Source organism: Lacrimispora amygdalina, assembly GCF_900205965.1.
In the GTDB taxonomy this organism is placed as follows: domain Bacteria; phylum Bacillota; class Clostridia; order Lachnospirales; family Lachnospiraceae; genus Lacrimispora; species Lacrimispora amygdalina_A.
Genome location: NZ_OAOF01000024.1, coordinates 1 through 13,456, shown reverse-complemented (window position 1 = coordinate 13,456; position 13,456 = coordinate 1). Strand labels below are relative to the sequence as shown.

Sequence of the window (13,456 nt, the reverse complement as noted above, 5' to 3'; positions counted from 1 at the left end):
TATTTATAATCAGTCCCTCTTGCTTAAATTAATTGTCACCATGCCTGGCATTCTCTTGATCGTTGACTGCCAAAGCATTCTGTCCTTTAATATTTTCAATATATAAAGTTCGTTACCTTTCCTTTTCTTTTCAATCATTGTAGCAAATGAAAGGAATCCCCATCATTTCACAGTACTGCTTTAATACGCCGTTAAAGGCCCCATATACCATATGAAGGTGATTGGAATTCATAGTCTGATAGAATCTTGCGTAGTCAATGTCCGCCCGGAGAAATGCATGAGGATAACACCAGGCAGTCTTTTTTAGTTCCTCCATAGGCTTCCGCTCTGTTTCCCCTTCAAAAAATCCACAGAAATAGGTTCCGTTCTTCCGGAAAAAACGGGCGGCTGTTACTGTTCCGGGAGCCGCAATCATCTGCATGGCGGCCCCGCCTGCGTTTCCAAAGGAATGTTCCATCAGTGTAATCCCTTCCCATTCCCCGCCTCCGCTTTTCCCTGCTGAAAAATAAGGGGCCATGCAGCCGCAGTTTGCCAGGATAAACTCCTTTTTTTCCGGACTGAAAAACTTGATATCCACTAAATTGGAGGGAGTTCTTCCCGCACACAGAGACAGCAGCAGCATGGTCAGGGCTCCATCCGCATCACATTCACAGGAAACAGGGATAACCGGCTTCTCACCTTCCGCATCCCGGTCATTGTTCATCAAGGCAACGGCAAGGCACTGGAGGGCATAATGATCGCTCATGTCAGTCTGGCATTTCACACCCATAAAATCAAAGCCGGCTTCTTCTGCCATATCCTTTAGCGCCAGATAACTTCTGACCTGGCGAATCAGAGAATCTTCGCTAAACCGCCCGCCAAGCTCCATACGGGCGTTCTCTTTGATCCAATTGATATGCCGGTTCAGCCTTTTTCCTTCTATGGCCTCTGCACGGTATACAATTTCATACTGGTCTCTGTGATCCATGGATACTCCAAATACTTTCTGCCACTGAGAAGGGTCGAACACAGTCGTCCCGATTCCAATGCTTCTGCCTCCAATCAGGCCAAAATGGCTGTTTTTCATATGTTCTACTATATTTGCGGCAGATACATAGTCTGATATCTGTTTCTGGATTTCCCCATCATTCAAGTCCCCGGATACTCGGATACAGGTCTTTCCCTCCTGCTCCAGCATACCGGCAACTGCCAGAAGAGTAACAAGACTGGAGCTGTCAAACCGCAGATTTCCCAGAAGCAAAACAGAAAACTCCGTGGCAAAAGCCGCCGCCTCACAAAGGGCTGGCGTCCCCCATATGGGAAGGTGAATGATGACCGCCTTTATTCCCCGTTCCCTGATTTTTCTCGCGGCTTCCTTTCCTTCTCCCGCGGAGAAAATAATTTCCGGACAATAAAGATCAAACTATTATCAATTAAATAATCATAACGCTAAATAAAACGATCAGGCCACACAGAATATAGAACTTCCACAGGGCCTGATACACAATCATACCAATTAATATTTGAAGCTATTCTGTTCCTGTAAGCAGTGCTTTTAACTCCCCAATGGATACGTTATGTTCATCCATCATAATCGATATTTCTTTGATTTGCTCCAGTTTTATCTTTTCCTGAATTTCCATTTCCTGTTTTTTCAATGCTTCCAGATTATTTTTATGCTGCTGCATGGATGTCTGCACCTGAACCAGTTCTTCCTGAAGCTTTTCAAGTGATGTTTTTCTTATTCTCTTAGTCATATAGACGCTCCTCTTACCTATTTGCATTCAATAACTATAGCATAACACAACAACTCTATGATTTATATAAGATTTTTACCAAACATAAAATGGATAGGTTTCAATTCGGCTATATCGTTGCGCAATCATTTCCCAAAAGGATGAATCTGCTTCTTTGTCTTCTTCTGCGAATTGATACCCAACTGCTTCGTTAAGATCAATATCGAAGTTTAACACAACTTTCGGATTATTTGCGGCTGCACACTCCCATCCATATCCGACACGAAAACATCAAGAATAATCTAGCTATATGTTTCCTGCATATCATTTCCATTGCCTGTATGGTTGTTTGAACACATGATACCATCGTTAAAGAATTTATAAAATAATTTTTTCATCCGTATTATGTTTGTAATAAATATGTTATTAAATAGCATCTCTCCATATCGTATCGGAATCCATATCTTCTATGGTTTGTACCGGATTTAATTCCGGTGCATAGTTGCAAATGACAGAATTTACATACTGCTTAAATGCTTCCAGTTCCATAAAGCTACCGCTGAACAGCCTTCCATCGATTAATTCACGTTGTTCTGTACAAAATGAATATGAACATCGTCTGTATTATAATGAACCCCATAGCAGATTTGATATCGGTTTCCGTAAAATTTAGCAATATCAAATGCCACAAAGGGTATCCGGTTAATGGTAATATAATTAACCTCTGAAAAGATAGGCCGACTGATTTTCTTGTTAAAAAGAACAGGAGCATTGCTCCTGATATGAAATCAAAAAGATTTCACATCATTTTGCAACACTCCCCTGTCAGCTTCTTATTTAATAAGACTTACTTCTTTGCAGATTTCCGTTCAAGTATTGGAACCAGTTATTCTGACGGGAAAATCTTTCCCTTTTCTTCTCATTCGCTTTTCCCAAATCTAGCGCGCATCATTGGCTTTATTCCGCCGGCCTCCAGTATTTTCATTGCCTGATCACCCAATTTATCACAGCAAAGCTTTTCATTCGTTTCTTTGATGGTAACAGTACCATTTTCAAGATCAATTAATAGTGTTTGACCATCTTTTACCCTTTTGCTGATTCCCTTACAAACAATCAGGGGCAGGCCCAGATTAATTGAATTTCTAAAGAAAATCCTTGCGAATGAATCAGCCACAACTGCTGATACTCCCATATTAAGCAATGCAATTGGCGCATGCTCTCTGCTTGATCCGCACCCAAAATTAGTTCCGGCAACAATAACTCCGCCTTTTGGAAAATTAGGTGCAATATTTTCATCTACACCAGCCAGACAATGGCTTCCTATTTCTTTTTCATCCGTAATTGCCAAAAAGCACCCCGGATATATTTGGTCCGTATCAATGTTGTTACCAACGATGGTAACTTTTCCCGTTATCTCTTTTTTCATATACGTCCCTCCTATACATAATCTCTTGGGTCTGTAATTTTTCCATTTAAAATACTCGCTGCTACTGTTGCAGGACTTGCCAAATAAATCTCCGCTTTTGTAGAACCCATTCGGCCGGGAAAGTTCCGATTTGTACTGCTAATGCATACTTCACCTGGTGCTAAAATTCCTTCATGAGCACCGAGACACGCGCCACACCCTGGGGTTGTTATAGTCGCGCCTGCATTTATCAAATCTCCAATATATCCTTTTTCAAGACATAACTGCATCACCTCATTAGACGCTGGAACTACCACCAAACGTGTATATTTGGGAATTTTTTTTCCCCGCAATATCTCTGCTGCGACTGCAATATCTTCTTCCCGTCCTCCTGTACAGCTTCCAATGTACCCCTGCGCTAATTCAACTGTTTTACCTTTAATCACATTGGCCAGTGTATCCACATTATCCACACTGTGAGGACAGGCTAATAATGGCTCAAGAACTGATACATCAAACACATAGCTCTCTTCATACTTAAAGTCAGGGTCTGTGTATTGGACATCATAAGGACGTACTGCGCGTTCTGATACATAATTCAAGACATCTTTATTCGGCTGCATATATGCAGTCTTTGCACCAATTTCCACAGCCATATTGCAGATAACCATCCTCCCTGCAACATTTAATGAATCTACATAGCTTCCAGTAAAATCAATGGCTTTATATACTGCTCCATCGGCCTTTAGTTTTCCTAAGACACTAAGTATTACATCCTTTGGATAAACTCCTTTCGGTGCATTTCCCTCCAGCCGTACTTCAATGATTTCAGGTATCCGGAACCATAATTCACCCGTCATCAGAATAGTTGCCATGTCTGTTGCTCCACAGCCTGTCCCCATTGCCCCAAACGCACCATGCGTGGTAGTATGACTATCTGTTGCAACAACAATCATTCCCGGATAAATCACCCCTGCCTCCGGCATCACTTGATGGCATACCCCGCAATTCGTATCAAAATGGAATCTCAAGTTGTTTTTCTTGGCAAATTCCCGCATTTCAGCATGATTTGCTGCACTTTTTATATCAGGTGCCGGCGCATAATGGTCAAATACAAACGCTGCTTTCTCTGAGTCCCAGACTTTATCGCCCCCTATTTCGTAGAATGAATAGACTGTCTGGAGGTACAGATCGTTAATCTCAGCAAAGTCAACTTTAGCCGTTACAATTTCTCCCGCTGTCACTTGCTCACGTCCGCTGTTTTTAGCAAATATCTTTTCTAATGCATGCATAAAACTCACTCCTATTTATTGCGTTCTATATGTTCTCTGATCTTTTCGACAGTGACCTCGGGTTTTTCTTCCGGGACAAAATGCCCGCAGCCGGGAACCCCATATCCCTTTACATCAACCGACAGCCGGCTCCAGATATCAACAACATCCCATATCTTGCAGATATTTCCATCTGATCCCCAGATGCACATCAGCGGAACTTCCAATTTCTTGTTCCGGTCCTGCATATCCAGTTCCCAGTCAACCGTCACGCTGGCACGGTAGTCTTCAGCAATCGCATGTACCGTAGCCGGATCGGAATAGTAGCGGATATATTCCTGAACGATATCTTCCGGAAATGTATCTTCCGCCAGTGAACCCGGAATCGTCTTCTTTAAAATATTGCTGCGAATAAAGTACTCAGGCTGGGATCCCAGGAAATTCTCCGGGAATGGCTCCGCCTGGATATAAAAGAACCAGTGCCAATATTTTGTGGCAATCATCTGATCCGTACGTTCATATACATCAATTGTCGGTATGATATCCAGTATTACCGCAGACTTTACCTTATCTGAATGATCGGTCATCATCCGGTGGCAAACACGGCCGCCGCGGTCGTGTCCTACGATATGGAAGCGTTCAAAGCCAAGTTCTTTCATCACAAATACCTGATCGTCTGACATTGCGCGTTTGGAATAGCTTGAATGATCCGCCTTACCATGCGGCTTTGAACTTTCGCCATATCCCCGCAGATCCGGCACCACTACGGTATAATCTTTCGCCAGCTCCGGTGCGACCTTATGCCACATCAGATGACTTTCAGGGTGCCCATGAAGCAGAAGAACCGCTTCTTTTCCATGACCGGCGACCCATGTATGTATCAACACTTCACCGGTATCGATTATCTGGTGCTTAAATCCTTTAAAATATTTTTCGTTTATCATAAACAGTTATTCCACTCCTTTTAATATGATGCTTTTTTATGCCGGAAAAAGAATCGGTACCATCAGAAACATGATTATCAGGCATATGACACTTAACGGCAGTCCTATCTTGACAAAATCTTTGAAACGAAAGCCACCCTGCATTACAATTACAGTTGTCGGTGATGCCAGTGGAGTCGTAACTGCAATCGCTGTACCGATGATAACCGGAACACAAAAGAACAACAGATTGACATTCAGCGCCAGCGCCATGGATATTGCTATCGGAACCACGATTGCATTAGCCGCAGTGTTACTCATGAACTGTGAAAGAAGCCATCCAATCAAGCCCAACGCAATCATAATAGTAAATGGACTGGCACTCTGTCCGCCAAACAATCCAATCACAAAGTCTGCAATCACTTCACCAGCACCGCTCGTATTCAGGCCATCGGCCATGGAGGTTACCCCTGCCATAACAATCAGAACATTCCAGTCGCAACTCTTAATGGATTCTTTCACACTTACCGCTCCGCTGAACCACAAGATCAATACGCCGAGCAGCGAGCAGATTGCTACATTCCATACACCGGTAATGAATCCCGCTACCATAAGCAGAAAAACAATCAGGCTCAGATACGTCTTCCATTTCGGAATCTCCTTGCCGTCATCGGCTACCATTTCAATCACCGGATCATCAAAATCAAAGTATTTCACCATCATGTTGAAGCCGATCGTTGCAAAATACAACGTACTCGCAATAATCATTACAATGGCAATGGGTGCCATTGCAAAAAATGATATATCCGCTCCTGCCTCAATTACCATCGCTCCGGCAGCGGCTACTGCTGCAGCACCGGAAAGTGACAGCGGGGATCCAATCGTGCTCATCGTCCCGACCGGCATCAGCAAATTCTTTGCTTTCACTTTCCCGTTGGAATTCTGAGCAATTGAACGGGCGACCGGCACCATCGTTGCGGCAATCGCCGTGTTAGTCGTGAAACCGGTTACCAGTCCGGTAAATGCAGAAAAGGCGGCTACGACTGCACGTTCACTTCTCTGTGATAATTTACTGAATAATACATTGGTAATTTTTTGAATTGCACCGGTCTGAAACAATCCATTGCAGACGATCATGGATGCACCGCAGAAAACCACTGTTGAGTTACCAAAATACTCGAAAGCCTTATTAAGCGGCTGTACCCCTGTAACAGACATTGCCAGCGCAGCGAACATAGCTGTTGCTGCTAACGGAATTTTATCTATCATTACCATCATCATAGTGATTATTAAAATAATAATTGCAATTGTACTATGCGACATGTTTCCTCCTTTTTGCTCTGTTCTCCATTTCTTCCGGAAAATTTGGATCATCATTAAGCTTGTGATGTATCTTGAATATACTCTAACTTTGTGTTAAAATCAAATTTATATAATTAATTAAACCATAAATTATTTTTATATCATTTGTGTAATATTTTGAATTAAAGGAGTTTTTTTATGACTAATGCCATGAAATATATCTATACAATTTATAAAACAAGAAGTTTTTCAATGGCCGCAGAACTGCTCTTCATCTCTCAGCCAGCCTTAAGCATCGCCGTCCGCAAGGAAGAAGAGCTTTGGGGAAGTGCTTTTTTTGACCGTAATGCCCACCCGCTTAAACTGACCCAGGCGGGTGAATTATATATAAAAAAGGCAGAAGAAATCTGGCATCTGGAATATGAACTCAAACAGCAGCTGGCAGATCTTTCTGACTTGTCTACAGGTGAATTATATATTGCCGGAACCCAATATACTAATTCCTATATTCTTCCTCCTATGATTAATCAGTTTATGAAGCGGTATCCTGGTATCCGGATTAAAATTCATGAAAGCAGCCCTGAGGCTAATCTGCAGGCTTTACAGAACGGTCGGGTCAGTGTCTCATTCAACGCCGGTACCTTTGATCCTCAGATTTTCACCCAGGCTCCGGTTTTTCAGGACTATATCCTGCTGGCCGTCCCCTGCTCTTTTGCGATCAATAAAGCATATAAAGAATACGCCCTTTCGCATGAGCAGATATGCAGCCCAGAATTTTCATGGAACGAGCGGCCACAGATTCCGGCTGAATGTTTTGCCGATATTCCGATGATATTTTTAAGCCCTGGTACAAATCTGCATCAAATAACAATGGAAATCTGCCATGATGCCGGCTTTACACCTAATATCCTCTTCAAAGTGGATCAGTCCACAACTGCGTATAACCTGGCCCGTGCCGGTATCGGCGCCGTCTGGGTAAGCAATTTGATCATCACTCATTCCCCTGCCTGTGATATGGTCTACTATCAGATAAAAAGCAAAAAGACCTATCGCAATTACTACGCCCTGACTAACAAAAAACGCTATACCAATAAGGCAACGACAGAGTTTATCCGTATATGCCAGCAGCTTATCTGAAGTGCCCAATAATCTGTGGATAAGTAACCTAAAAAATGCGTTCCTATGCTTGTGTCATCTTAGAAATACGAACTCAACGTATACGGGTCAGCGGTTATTCACTTATCTAATAACCAAGAGGAAGAATAAATATCCATCTACTTCTTTGGAAAGTTAGAAGAGATTTGAGATTTTTTTTTGATATGATATTTCCGCATATCTTTTTCCGTAAGTTCTTCCAGCGGACGGTCTGAATAATTTAGACCTAATCACATATTCATTTTATTTGACCTTGAAAACCTGTGTATCCTCAATGAGGCTGAGTCACTGATGAGAATGGAATTTCCGAAGAACTGGATATGGAAACAGTCCTCGTTAGTAGGCGCAAACTTCGTTCCAAAGGGCTGACATTATCTGCCGGGTGTAATATACAAGGATCTTAAACATGTACCGACTTACTTCGAAGTACTGTAGCATTACATCAAGGTATATGTTGGAAGTCATGATACAAGCGGGATTCTCCGCACAGGGATTCTGCTGATTCTATTAAGTCACAGCAACTTGACTCCGGAGCTGGCCTCCGCTATCTTTCATGCCAAGTACGTCAATGCAATCTCTCTGAACAGGCTGTCCGAGGAGTTTTTAAGGCTTGACGCAGACATTCCAAGACAGGACATGGCAGGTTGGATGTTCCACATCTTTCAATACTATCTTGGCCCAGTGACAGGCATGATGAAAGCAGAACTTATACACTGCGATGAACACCTTTTGTAATGCCAGAGAAAGGGAAGCAGTATATGTGGGTTTATCATTCGTCAGAAAGGAAGAAAAAATCACCAGTATTCCTTCACGAGTATGCTGGAACGAGAGGGACTGCCGCTTCAAGAGAGTTTTTAAAAGGATACAGAGAAACACTTGTAACGGATGGCTACCAGGTATACCATACGCTGGTGAAGGAGCGGACTGAGGACTTAAAAGTTGCAGGATGTTGGGCTCATATTAGACGCAGGTATGCTGAAATCATCAAAGCCGGCGGAAAAAAGGACCTTCTACTCCTGGACAAAAGGCAGCTGCGGAAGCAATCAAGAGAATCGCAGCCATCTACCATGTCGATCACATGGATAAAGAATCATCGAAAGAGGAACGATTGGATAACAGGAAACGATCCGTCCGCCCTTTAGTAGATGCTTATTTTGCGTGGGTTAAGGAACAGGCTGGTAAAAAGGGCTTAGATAAAAGTTCCAACCTGGCCGGTGCGCTTGATTACTCGATTAACCAGGAACCATTTTTAGGAGTATTTCTGGAAGATCCAGAAATACCGCCCGATAACAACGACGCGGAAAGAAGTGTGAAAGCGGTGCCTGTTGGGAATCACAACTGGCACATCATCGATTCAGAGAATGGTGCAGAGGCCAGTGCCGCGCTGTATAGTATTGCGGAAACATTAAATATGCAATAGACAAATTTATTACTTGTATCCATTTTATGTCCCGCCACCCCCTTCATGGTTATTCAAGAGACATATTTAACATGATCACATGCAGCAAGACTGTTCTATCTTTTTGGCAGGGCTTATCATGCTTTTTATAAATCATATTTCCCATTAAAACGGAATCTCTAATTGTTTAAATCCTGTCTAAAAAACATAACTCAGCAACCCAAAGCTGGTTTAAAATTGGTCTTAAAAATGGATTTATTCCATAAATTCAAATTCTTCCATAGTTGTCTGGATCTGCGGTAAATAACGGTATACGACCTGTTTTACATGCATCTTAAACTCATTCAACTCTACCCACGCTCCACTAAACAGCTTTCCGTCTATATAGCTAACTGTATTTTGAACCAGATGGATATGTATATGGTCTGTGTCGGAATGAACGCCAAAACAAATCTGATAACGGTTCCCATAAAATTTCGCGATATCATAAGCCATTCTGTAAGCAACGTCTGCGGTAATCCCCCACTTGGGATCTGGAGAAATTATGATATGCCTGAGTTGTCTATAATTTCTATCGTTCTTCCCATATGCTTTCTTTACAAATTGCATTTGTTCCAGCATTTTAGCCGGATCATCAGGATTGGTTCCAATCGCTCCGATATACCCCTTTGTCTTCTCCGGACAAGTTGCATAAGCAATTAAGACTCTTAATGCATTACGGTCTCTATACCCGTTTTTCCCTGTTTCTAACTTAACAATGTCCATATGTTATTCAGCCCTTCCTGTATTTCTTTAATCTTTAATTTTATTGCTTCGGAAGGTTCACTTCCATTCTCTTCCATTATCATAAGATCATTGAGGCTAGCCTGCGTCTGAGATATCATCCGCACTTTTTCTTCCGGAATTTTTCTCACCCTTGTTCTGGAATTTAAAGAAGCACGTCTTACATATTCCGAAGCAGTCATACCCGATTTTTCCGCCCCTTTCCTAATCTTCGCATCCTCCTTTTCCGTATAGCGAATCGTAAGGCTTTTAGATTTTTTCATATGACATTTCCTCCTACTACAATATATTTATGGTTAATATCCCTTACAGCCAGTAAGGAATTATCCATCTTGTTGCTTAAGCTGTTAGAATGATAAGAGCAATCGGTATAGCGGTCACCTCCTTGGACTTCGCGTCCGTAAGTTAGTCTGCTAACCAGCTCTTCATTCGCAGCGTTCGTTTTACGCAGGTTGATCCGCCTTATGGGTGCGTTCGTGTCACATCACAGTAGATTGAATGGGCAATGAGTAAAACTGGCACTGACCATTTGCAATCCAAAAATAAGGAGTGACATTTTTATGAACATGAACGCAGTAGGTATTGATGTTTCCAAGAGAAAAAGCACGATAGCCGTCTTACGTCCCGGCGGGGAAGTTGTGGTAAAACCATTTGATGTTCCACATCGGTCAACTGGTTTCCAATCATTAACTGAACTTATTAATTCTCTTGACGGTGAAACACGCATTGTCATGGAATGCACCGGACGCTACTATGAACCCGTTGCTCGCCAACTGTCACAGGCAGGCTTTTTCGTAAGCGCTGTGAATCCTCAGATCATTCATAACTTTCAGGGACAGGACAATCCTCTCCGCAGGGTAAAGACGGATAAGGCAGATTCCGTAAAAATCGCACGTTACACTCTTGACTGTTGGGCAAATCTGAAACAGTATAATCTTATGGATGAATTACGTACCCAACTAAAAACCATGAACCGACAGTTTGATTTTTACATGAAGCACAAAACCGCCATGAAAAACAACCTGATTGGCCTTATCGATCAGACTCATCCGGGGGCCAACACTTACTTTGACAGTCCAGCCCGTGAGGATGGCAGCCAGAAATGGGTTGATTTCCTTGATACATACTGGCATGTGGATTGTGGCCGTAAAATGTCCCTGAATGCTTTTACAGACCGCTATCAAAAGTGGTGTGGCCGCAAGAAGTTCAACTTCAGCAAGTCAAAAGCCGAAGAAATCTACAGGACAGCTAAGGAGCTTATTCCCGTACTTCCAAAGGACAATTTTACCAAGCGCATCGTCAAACAGGCAATCCAGCAATTAAACGCCGCTTCCCAGACCGTTGAGCAGCTGCGCTCACTTATGAATGAAACTGCCTCCAAACTGCCGGAATATTCGGTTGTCATGGCGATGAAGGGCGTGGGTCCATCTCTAGGGCCTCAGCTTATGGCTGAAATCGGGGATGTGGCACGTTTTACCCACAAAGGCGCTATCACGGCATTTGCTGGAGTGGATCCCGGCGTAAATGATTCCGGGGATTATTCCCAGAAAAGCGTACATGCTTCCAAACACGGCTCGCCAGTGTTACGCAAGACCTTGTTTCAGGTCATGGATGTACTGATCAAGACCAAACCGGATGATGCGGTATATCTATTCATGGACAAGAAACGTACTCAAGGCAAGCCTTATTACGTCTACATGACCGCAGGTGCCAATAAGTTTTTACGTATTTACTACGGAAGGGTCAAAGAATATCTTGCCACTCTTCCCACATCGGACTAACCATCACATAGCTTTCTTTCAGACCGGCATAATCTGGCGGTCTTATTTTAATACCTATTTTTCAACCTGCATAAAATTTTCAAAGTTTTTTAAAATTTAACTTGATTTTTTATTTGCAGGCTAACTAACTAAATATTTTTTATCTATTAGTTAGTTAGATATAGTGTTAATTTTAATATACTTCATCACTCTATTTCCCTTTTGGTACTCATTTCATATTAGATAGATTTATCTATTCTCTTATATACACAGGATAACGATTTTGTCATACAAAATGCTCCAGCTAAGATTAATTATTCCCGTCTTAAATGATTTGATTTTTATCTTCAACTAACATGCTTATAAAAAATAAAAGACGAAAGGAAATATTATATGTTTGAATCTTACGATGATTTAGTAACGATTGAAGATTTATGCGAAATGCTTGGAATTGGCAAGAATGCTGCCTATGAATTACTCCGAGGGAAAAAGATTAAAACCTTTCACATCGGCCGAGCCTGGAAGATGCCGAAAAAGGCCGTGGAAGAATACATTATGATAAATGTAAATTGTCAAAGTAGTTTCACAATTTATATTTTCAAAACATCCCAAGAAAAAACTCCCGCAAAAATATGCGGGAGAACATCAGTACTGTTTTTATTTTTTTTATAGCCGTCTGCCTTTGTTACTACTCTTTATCAATTTTAAGTCCTGGATTAATTCGCTTTAAATATTCATCAAAAAGTGGCACCGTAAAATCTATCTCTCCATGCCCTGTGGAGTAAATAATACCTTTACTGATTAATTGAGCTCTTAACGGTGAAATGGAATTTCCTCGTTTTTCATAAAATGAGCCACATTTGATATCGTGCAGGGTAAAGTTCCGCCGCACTTGTCATTTACTGATTCAGATAATTTGCCTTATGCCGACTTGCCGTTTGACGTGCCGGAGGGATGGGTTTGGGTGCGGCTTGAAAACATCTGCTCTTCAATTACAGATGGTGACCACCAACCGCCGCCGCAAACATCGTCAGGAATTCCATTTCTTGTGATTTCTAATGTATCGCAAGGTTATTTTGATTGGAGCAATACGCGCTTCGTATCAGAGGAATACTATAATAATATTCAGCCCCAGCGGAAAGCGGAAATTGGTGATATTCTGTTTACTGTTACTGGGTCATATGGAATACCACTTGTGGTGGAAAATAGCCGAAAGTTTTGTTTTCAGCGCCATATTGCATTGATTAAACCAATCATTGATAACATCGATTATCTGATGATGCTACTTCAAACTCCACTCATAAAGCAACAATGCGACGATAGTGCGACAGGTACAGCACAAAAAACCGTGTCGTTAAGCTCACTACGTCATCTGTTGCTCCCCCTCCCGCCGCTCGCCGAGCAATACCGCATAGTCGCCCGCATAGAGAAACTGCTCCCGAACATCGCGGACTACGCCGCCGCCGAGCAAAAGCTGACCGCCCTTAACGCGGCGTTCCCCAGCGACTTGAAGAAGTCCATTCTTCAAGCGGCGGTGATGGGCAAGCTCGTCCCGCAAGATCCCGCTGATGAACCTGCGCCAGTTTTATTGGAGCGCATACGGGCGGAAAAGGAGGCCCTCATCAAAGCGGGCAAAATCAAGCGGGATAAGCGCGAGAGCGTCATATTCAGACGGGATAATTCTCATTATGAGAAGTTGAACGGAAATGAGCGGTGTATTGACGATGAGATACCCTTTGACAT

At 42.4% G+C, this 13,456-nt stretch carries 16 protein-coding genes; 7 read left to right on the top strand and 9 right to left on the bottom strand.

What is annotated here, in order from left to right:
* Positions 1-130: 130 nt before the first annotated feature.
* From CRO04_RS22215 to CRO04_RS22190, 7 genes are all read right to left on the bottom strand, one after another.
* Positions 131-1,378, bottom strand: coding sequence for an L-fucose/L-arabinose isomerase family protein (locus CRO04_RS22215; RefSeq protein ID WP_278321382.1), 1,248 nt, complete (start codon positions 1,376-1,378; stop codon positions 131-133).
* 130 nt (positions 1,379-1,508) lie between these two features.
* On the bottom strand, positions 1,509-1,736 hold the full coding sequence (locus tag CRO04_RS22210; RefSeq protein ID WP_097006441.1) for a hypothetical protein: 228 nt from the start codon (positions 1,734-1,736) through the stop codon (positions 1,509-1,511).
* A gap of 405 nt (positions 1,737-2,141) precedes the next feature.
* Positions 2,142-2,264: a hypothetical protein gene (locus CRO04_RS27080; protein ID WP_278321381.1), complete on the bottom strand. Its 123-nt coding sequence runs from the start codon at positions 2,262-2,264 to the stop codon at positions 2,142-2,144.
* Between the two features lie 370 nt (positions 2,265-2,634).
* Positions 2,635-3,141, bottom strand: a complete 507-nt coding sequence (locus tag CRO04_RS22205; protein ID WP_097006440.1) for a 3-isopropylmalate dehydratase — start codon at positions 3,139-3,141, stop codon at positions 2,635-2,637.
* Positions 3,142-3,152: 11 nt separating this feature from the next.
* Positions 3,153-4,412, bottom strand: coding sequence for a 3-isopropylmalate dehydratase large subunit (locus tag CRO04_RS22200; RefSeq protein WP_097006439.1), 1,260 nt, complete (start codon positions 4,410-4,412; stop codon positions 3,153-3,155).
* A gap of 11 nt (positions 4,413-4,423) precedes the next feature.
* On the bottom strand, positions 4,424-5,335 hold the full coding sequence (locus tag CRO04_RS22195) for an alpha/beta fold hydrolase (protein ID WP_097006438.1): 912 nt from the start codon (positions 5,333-5,335) through the stop codon (positions 4,424-4,426).
* Between the two features lie 36 nt (positions 5,336-5,371).
* Complete coding sequence (locus CRO04_RS22190; RefSeq protein ID WP_166432647.1) at positions 5,372-6,637, bottom strand: SLC13 family permease; 1,266 nt, start codon at positions 6,635-6,637, stop codon at positions 5,372-5,374.
* Positions 6,638-6,814: 177 nt separating this feature from the next.
* On the opposite strand from CRO04_RS22190, the gene CRO04_RS22185 reads away from it, so the two are divergent.
* The 4 genes from CRO04_RS22185 to CRO04_RS22175 all read left to right on the top strand — a co-directional run bounded on the left by CRO04_RS22185 (position 6,815) and on the right by CRO04_RS22175 (position 9,191).
* Positions 6,815-7,753 carry a LysR family transcriptional regulator gene (locus CRO04_RS22185; protein WP_097006436.1) on the top strand — a complete coding sequence of 313 codons (939 nt, stop codon included), beginning with the start codon at positions 6,815-6,817 and terminating at the stop codon, positions 7,751-7,753.
* A gap of 540 nt (positions 7,754-8,293) precedes the next feature.
* Positions 8,294-8,506: an IS66 family transposase gene (locus CRO04_RS27340; RefSeq protein ID WP_166432646.1), complete on the top strand. Its 213-nt coding sequence runs from the start codon at positions 8,294-8,296 to the stop codon at positions 8,504-8,506.
* A gap of 23 nt (positions 8,507-8,529) precedes the next feature.
* Positions 8,530-8,913: an IS66 family transposase gene (locus CRO04_RS27070; RefSeq protein ID WP_166432645.1), complete on the top strand. Its 384-nt coding sequence runs from the start codon at positions 8,530-8,532 to the stop codon at positions 8,911-8,913.
* Positions 8,850-9,191, top strand: a complete 342-nt coding sequence (locus tag CRO04_RS22175) for an IS66 family transposase (RefSeq protein ID WP_242974600.1) — start codon at positions 8,850-8,852, stop codon at positions 9,189-9,191. The genes CRO04_RS27070 and CRO04_RS22175 overlap by 64 nt, the downstream gene beginning before the upstream one ends.
* A gap of 234 nt (positions 9,192-9,425) precedes the next feature.
* Here the strand turns inward: CRO04_RS22175 and CRO04_RS22170 are convergent, their stop codons facing one another.
* Positions 9,426-9,935, bottom strand: a complete 510-nt coding sequence (locus CRO04_RS22170) for a relaxase/mobilization nuclease domain-containing protein (protein WP_097006433.1) — start codon at positions 9,933-9,935, stop codon at positions 9,426-9,428.
* The gene (locus CRO04_RS22165; RefSeq protein WP_097006432.1) at positions 9,917-10,216 is read right to left on the bottom strand and encodes a plasmid mobilization protein; all 300 of its coding nucleotides are present in this window, start codon (positions 10,214-10,216) and stop codon (positions 9,917-9,919) included. The genes CRO04_RS22170 and CRO04_RS22165 overlap by 19 nt, the downstream gene beginning before the upstream one ends.
* Before the next feature lie 303 nt (positions 10,217-10,519).
* On the opposite strand from CRO04_RS22165, the gene CRO04_RS22160 reads away from it, so the two are divergent.
* The 3 genes from CRO04_RS22160 to CRO04_RS22150 form a co-directional block, all read left to right on the top strand.
* On the top strand, positions 10,520-11,734 hold the full coding sequence (locus CRO04_RS22160) for an IS110 family transposase (RefSeq protein ID WP_166432654.1): 1,215 nt from the start codon (positions 10,520-10,522) through the stop codon (positions 11,732-11,734).
* Between the two features lie 372 nt (positions 11,735-12,106).
* Complete coding sequence (locus CRO04_RS22155) at positions 12,107-12,385, top strand: helix-turn-helix domain-containing protein (RefSeq protein ID WP_097006430.1); 279 nt, start codon at positions 12,107-12,109, stop codon at positions 12,383-12,385.
* A 196-nt stretch (positions 12,386-12,581) separates the two neighbouring features.
* Positions 12,582-13,456: restriction endonuclease subunit S (locus CRO04_RS22150; RefSeq protein ID WP_207654500.1), on the top strand; the 875-nt coding region annotated here is incomplete at its 3' end.

Coding starts and splice junctions, on each gene's coding strand:
- CRO04_RS22190 (WP_166432647.1), bottom strand. CDS start 6,637: ATGTCGCATAGTACAATTGCAATTATTATTTTAATAATCACTATGATG.
- CRO04_RS27070 (WP_166432645.1), top strand. CDS start 8,530: ATGTGGGTTTATCATTCGTCAGAAAGGAAGAAAAAATCACCAGTATTC.
- CRO04_RS27080 (WP_278321381.1), bottom strand. CDS start 2,264: ATGGAACTGGAAGCATTTAAGCAGTATGTAAATTCTGTCATTTGCAAC.
- CRO04_RS22165 (WP_097006432.1), bottom strand. CDS start 10,216: ATGAAAAAATCTAAAAGCCTTACGATTCGCTATACGGAAAAGGAGGAT.
- CRO04_RS22175 (WP_242974600.1), top strand. CDS start 8,850: ATGGATAAAGAATCATCGAAAGAGGAACGATTGGATAACAGGAAACGA.
- CRO04_RS22210 (WP_097006441.1), bottom strand. CDS start 1,736: ATGACTAAGAGAATAAGAAAAACATCACTTGAAAAGCTTCAGGAAGAA.
- CRO04_RS22155 (WP_097006430.1), top strand. CDS start 12,107: ATGTTTGAATCTTACGATGATTTAGTAACGATTGAAGATTTATGCGAA.
- CRO04_RS22160 (WP_166432654.1), top strand. CDS start 10,520: ATGAACGCAGTAGGTATTGATGTTTCCAAGAGAAAAAGCACGATAGCC.
- CRO04_RS22185 (WP_097006436.1), top strand. CDS start 6,815: ATGACTAATGCCATGAAATATATCTATACAATTTATAAAACAAGAAGT.
- CRO04_RS22170 (WP_097006433.1), bottom strand. CDS start 9,935: ATGGACATTGTTAAGTTAGAAACAGGGAAAAACGGGTATAGAGACCGT.
- CRO04_RS22195 (WP_097006438.1), bottom strand. CDS start 5,335: ATGATAAACGAAAAATATTTTAAAGGATTTAAGCACCAGATAATCGAT.
- CRO04_RS22200 (WP_097006439.1), bottom strand. CDS start 4,412: ATGCATGCATTAGAAAAGATATTTGCTAAAAACAGCGGACGTGAGCAA.
- CRO04_RS22205 (WP_097006440.1), bottom strand. CDS start 3,141: ATGAAAAAAGAGATAACGGGAAAAGTTACCATCGTTGGTAACAACATT.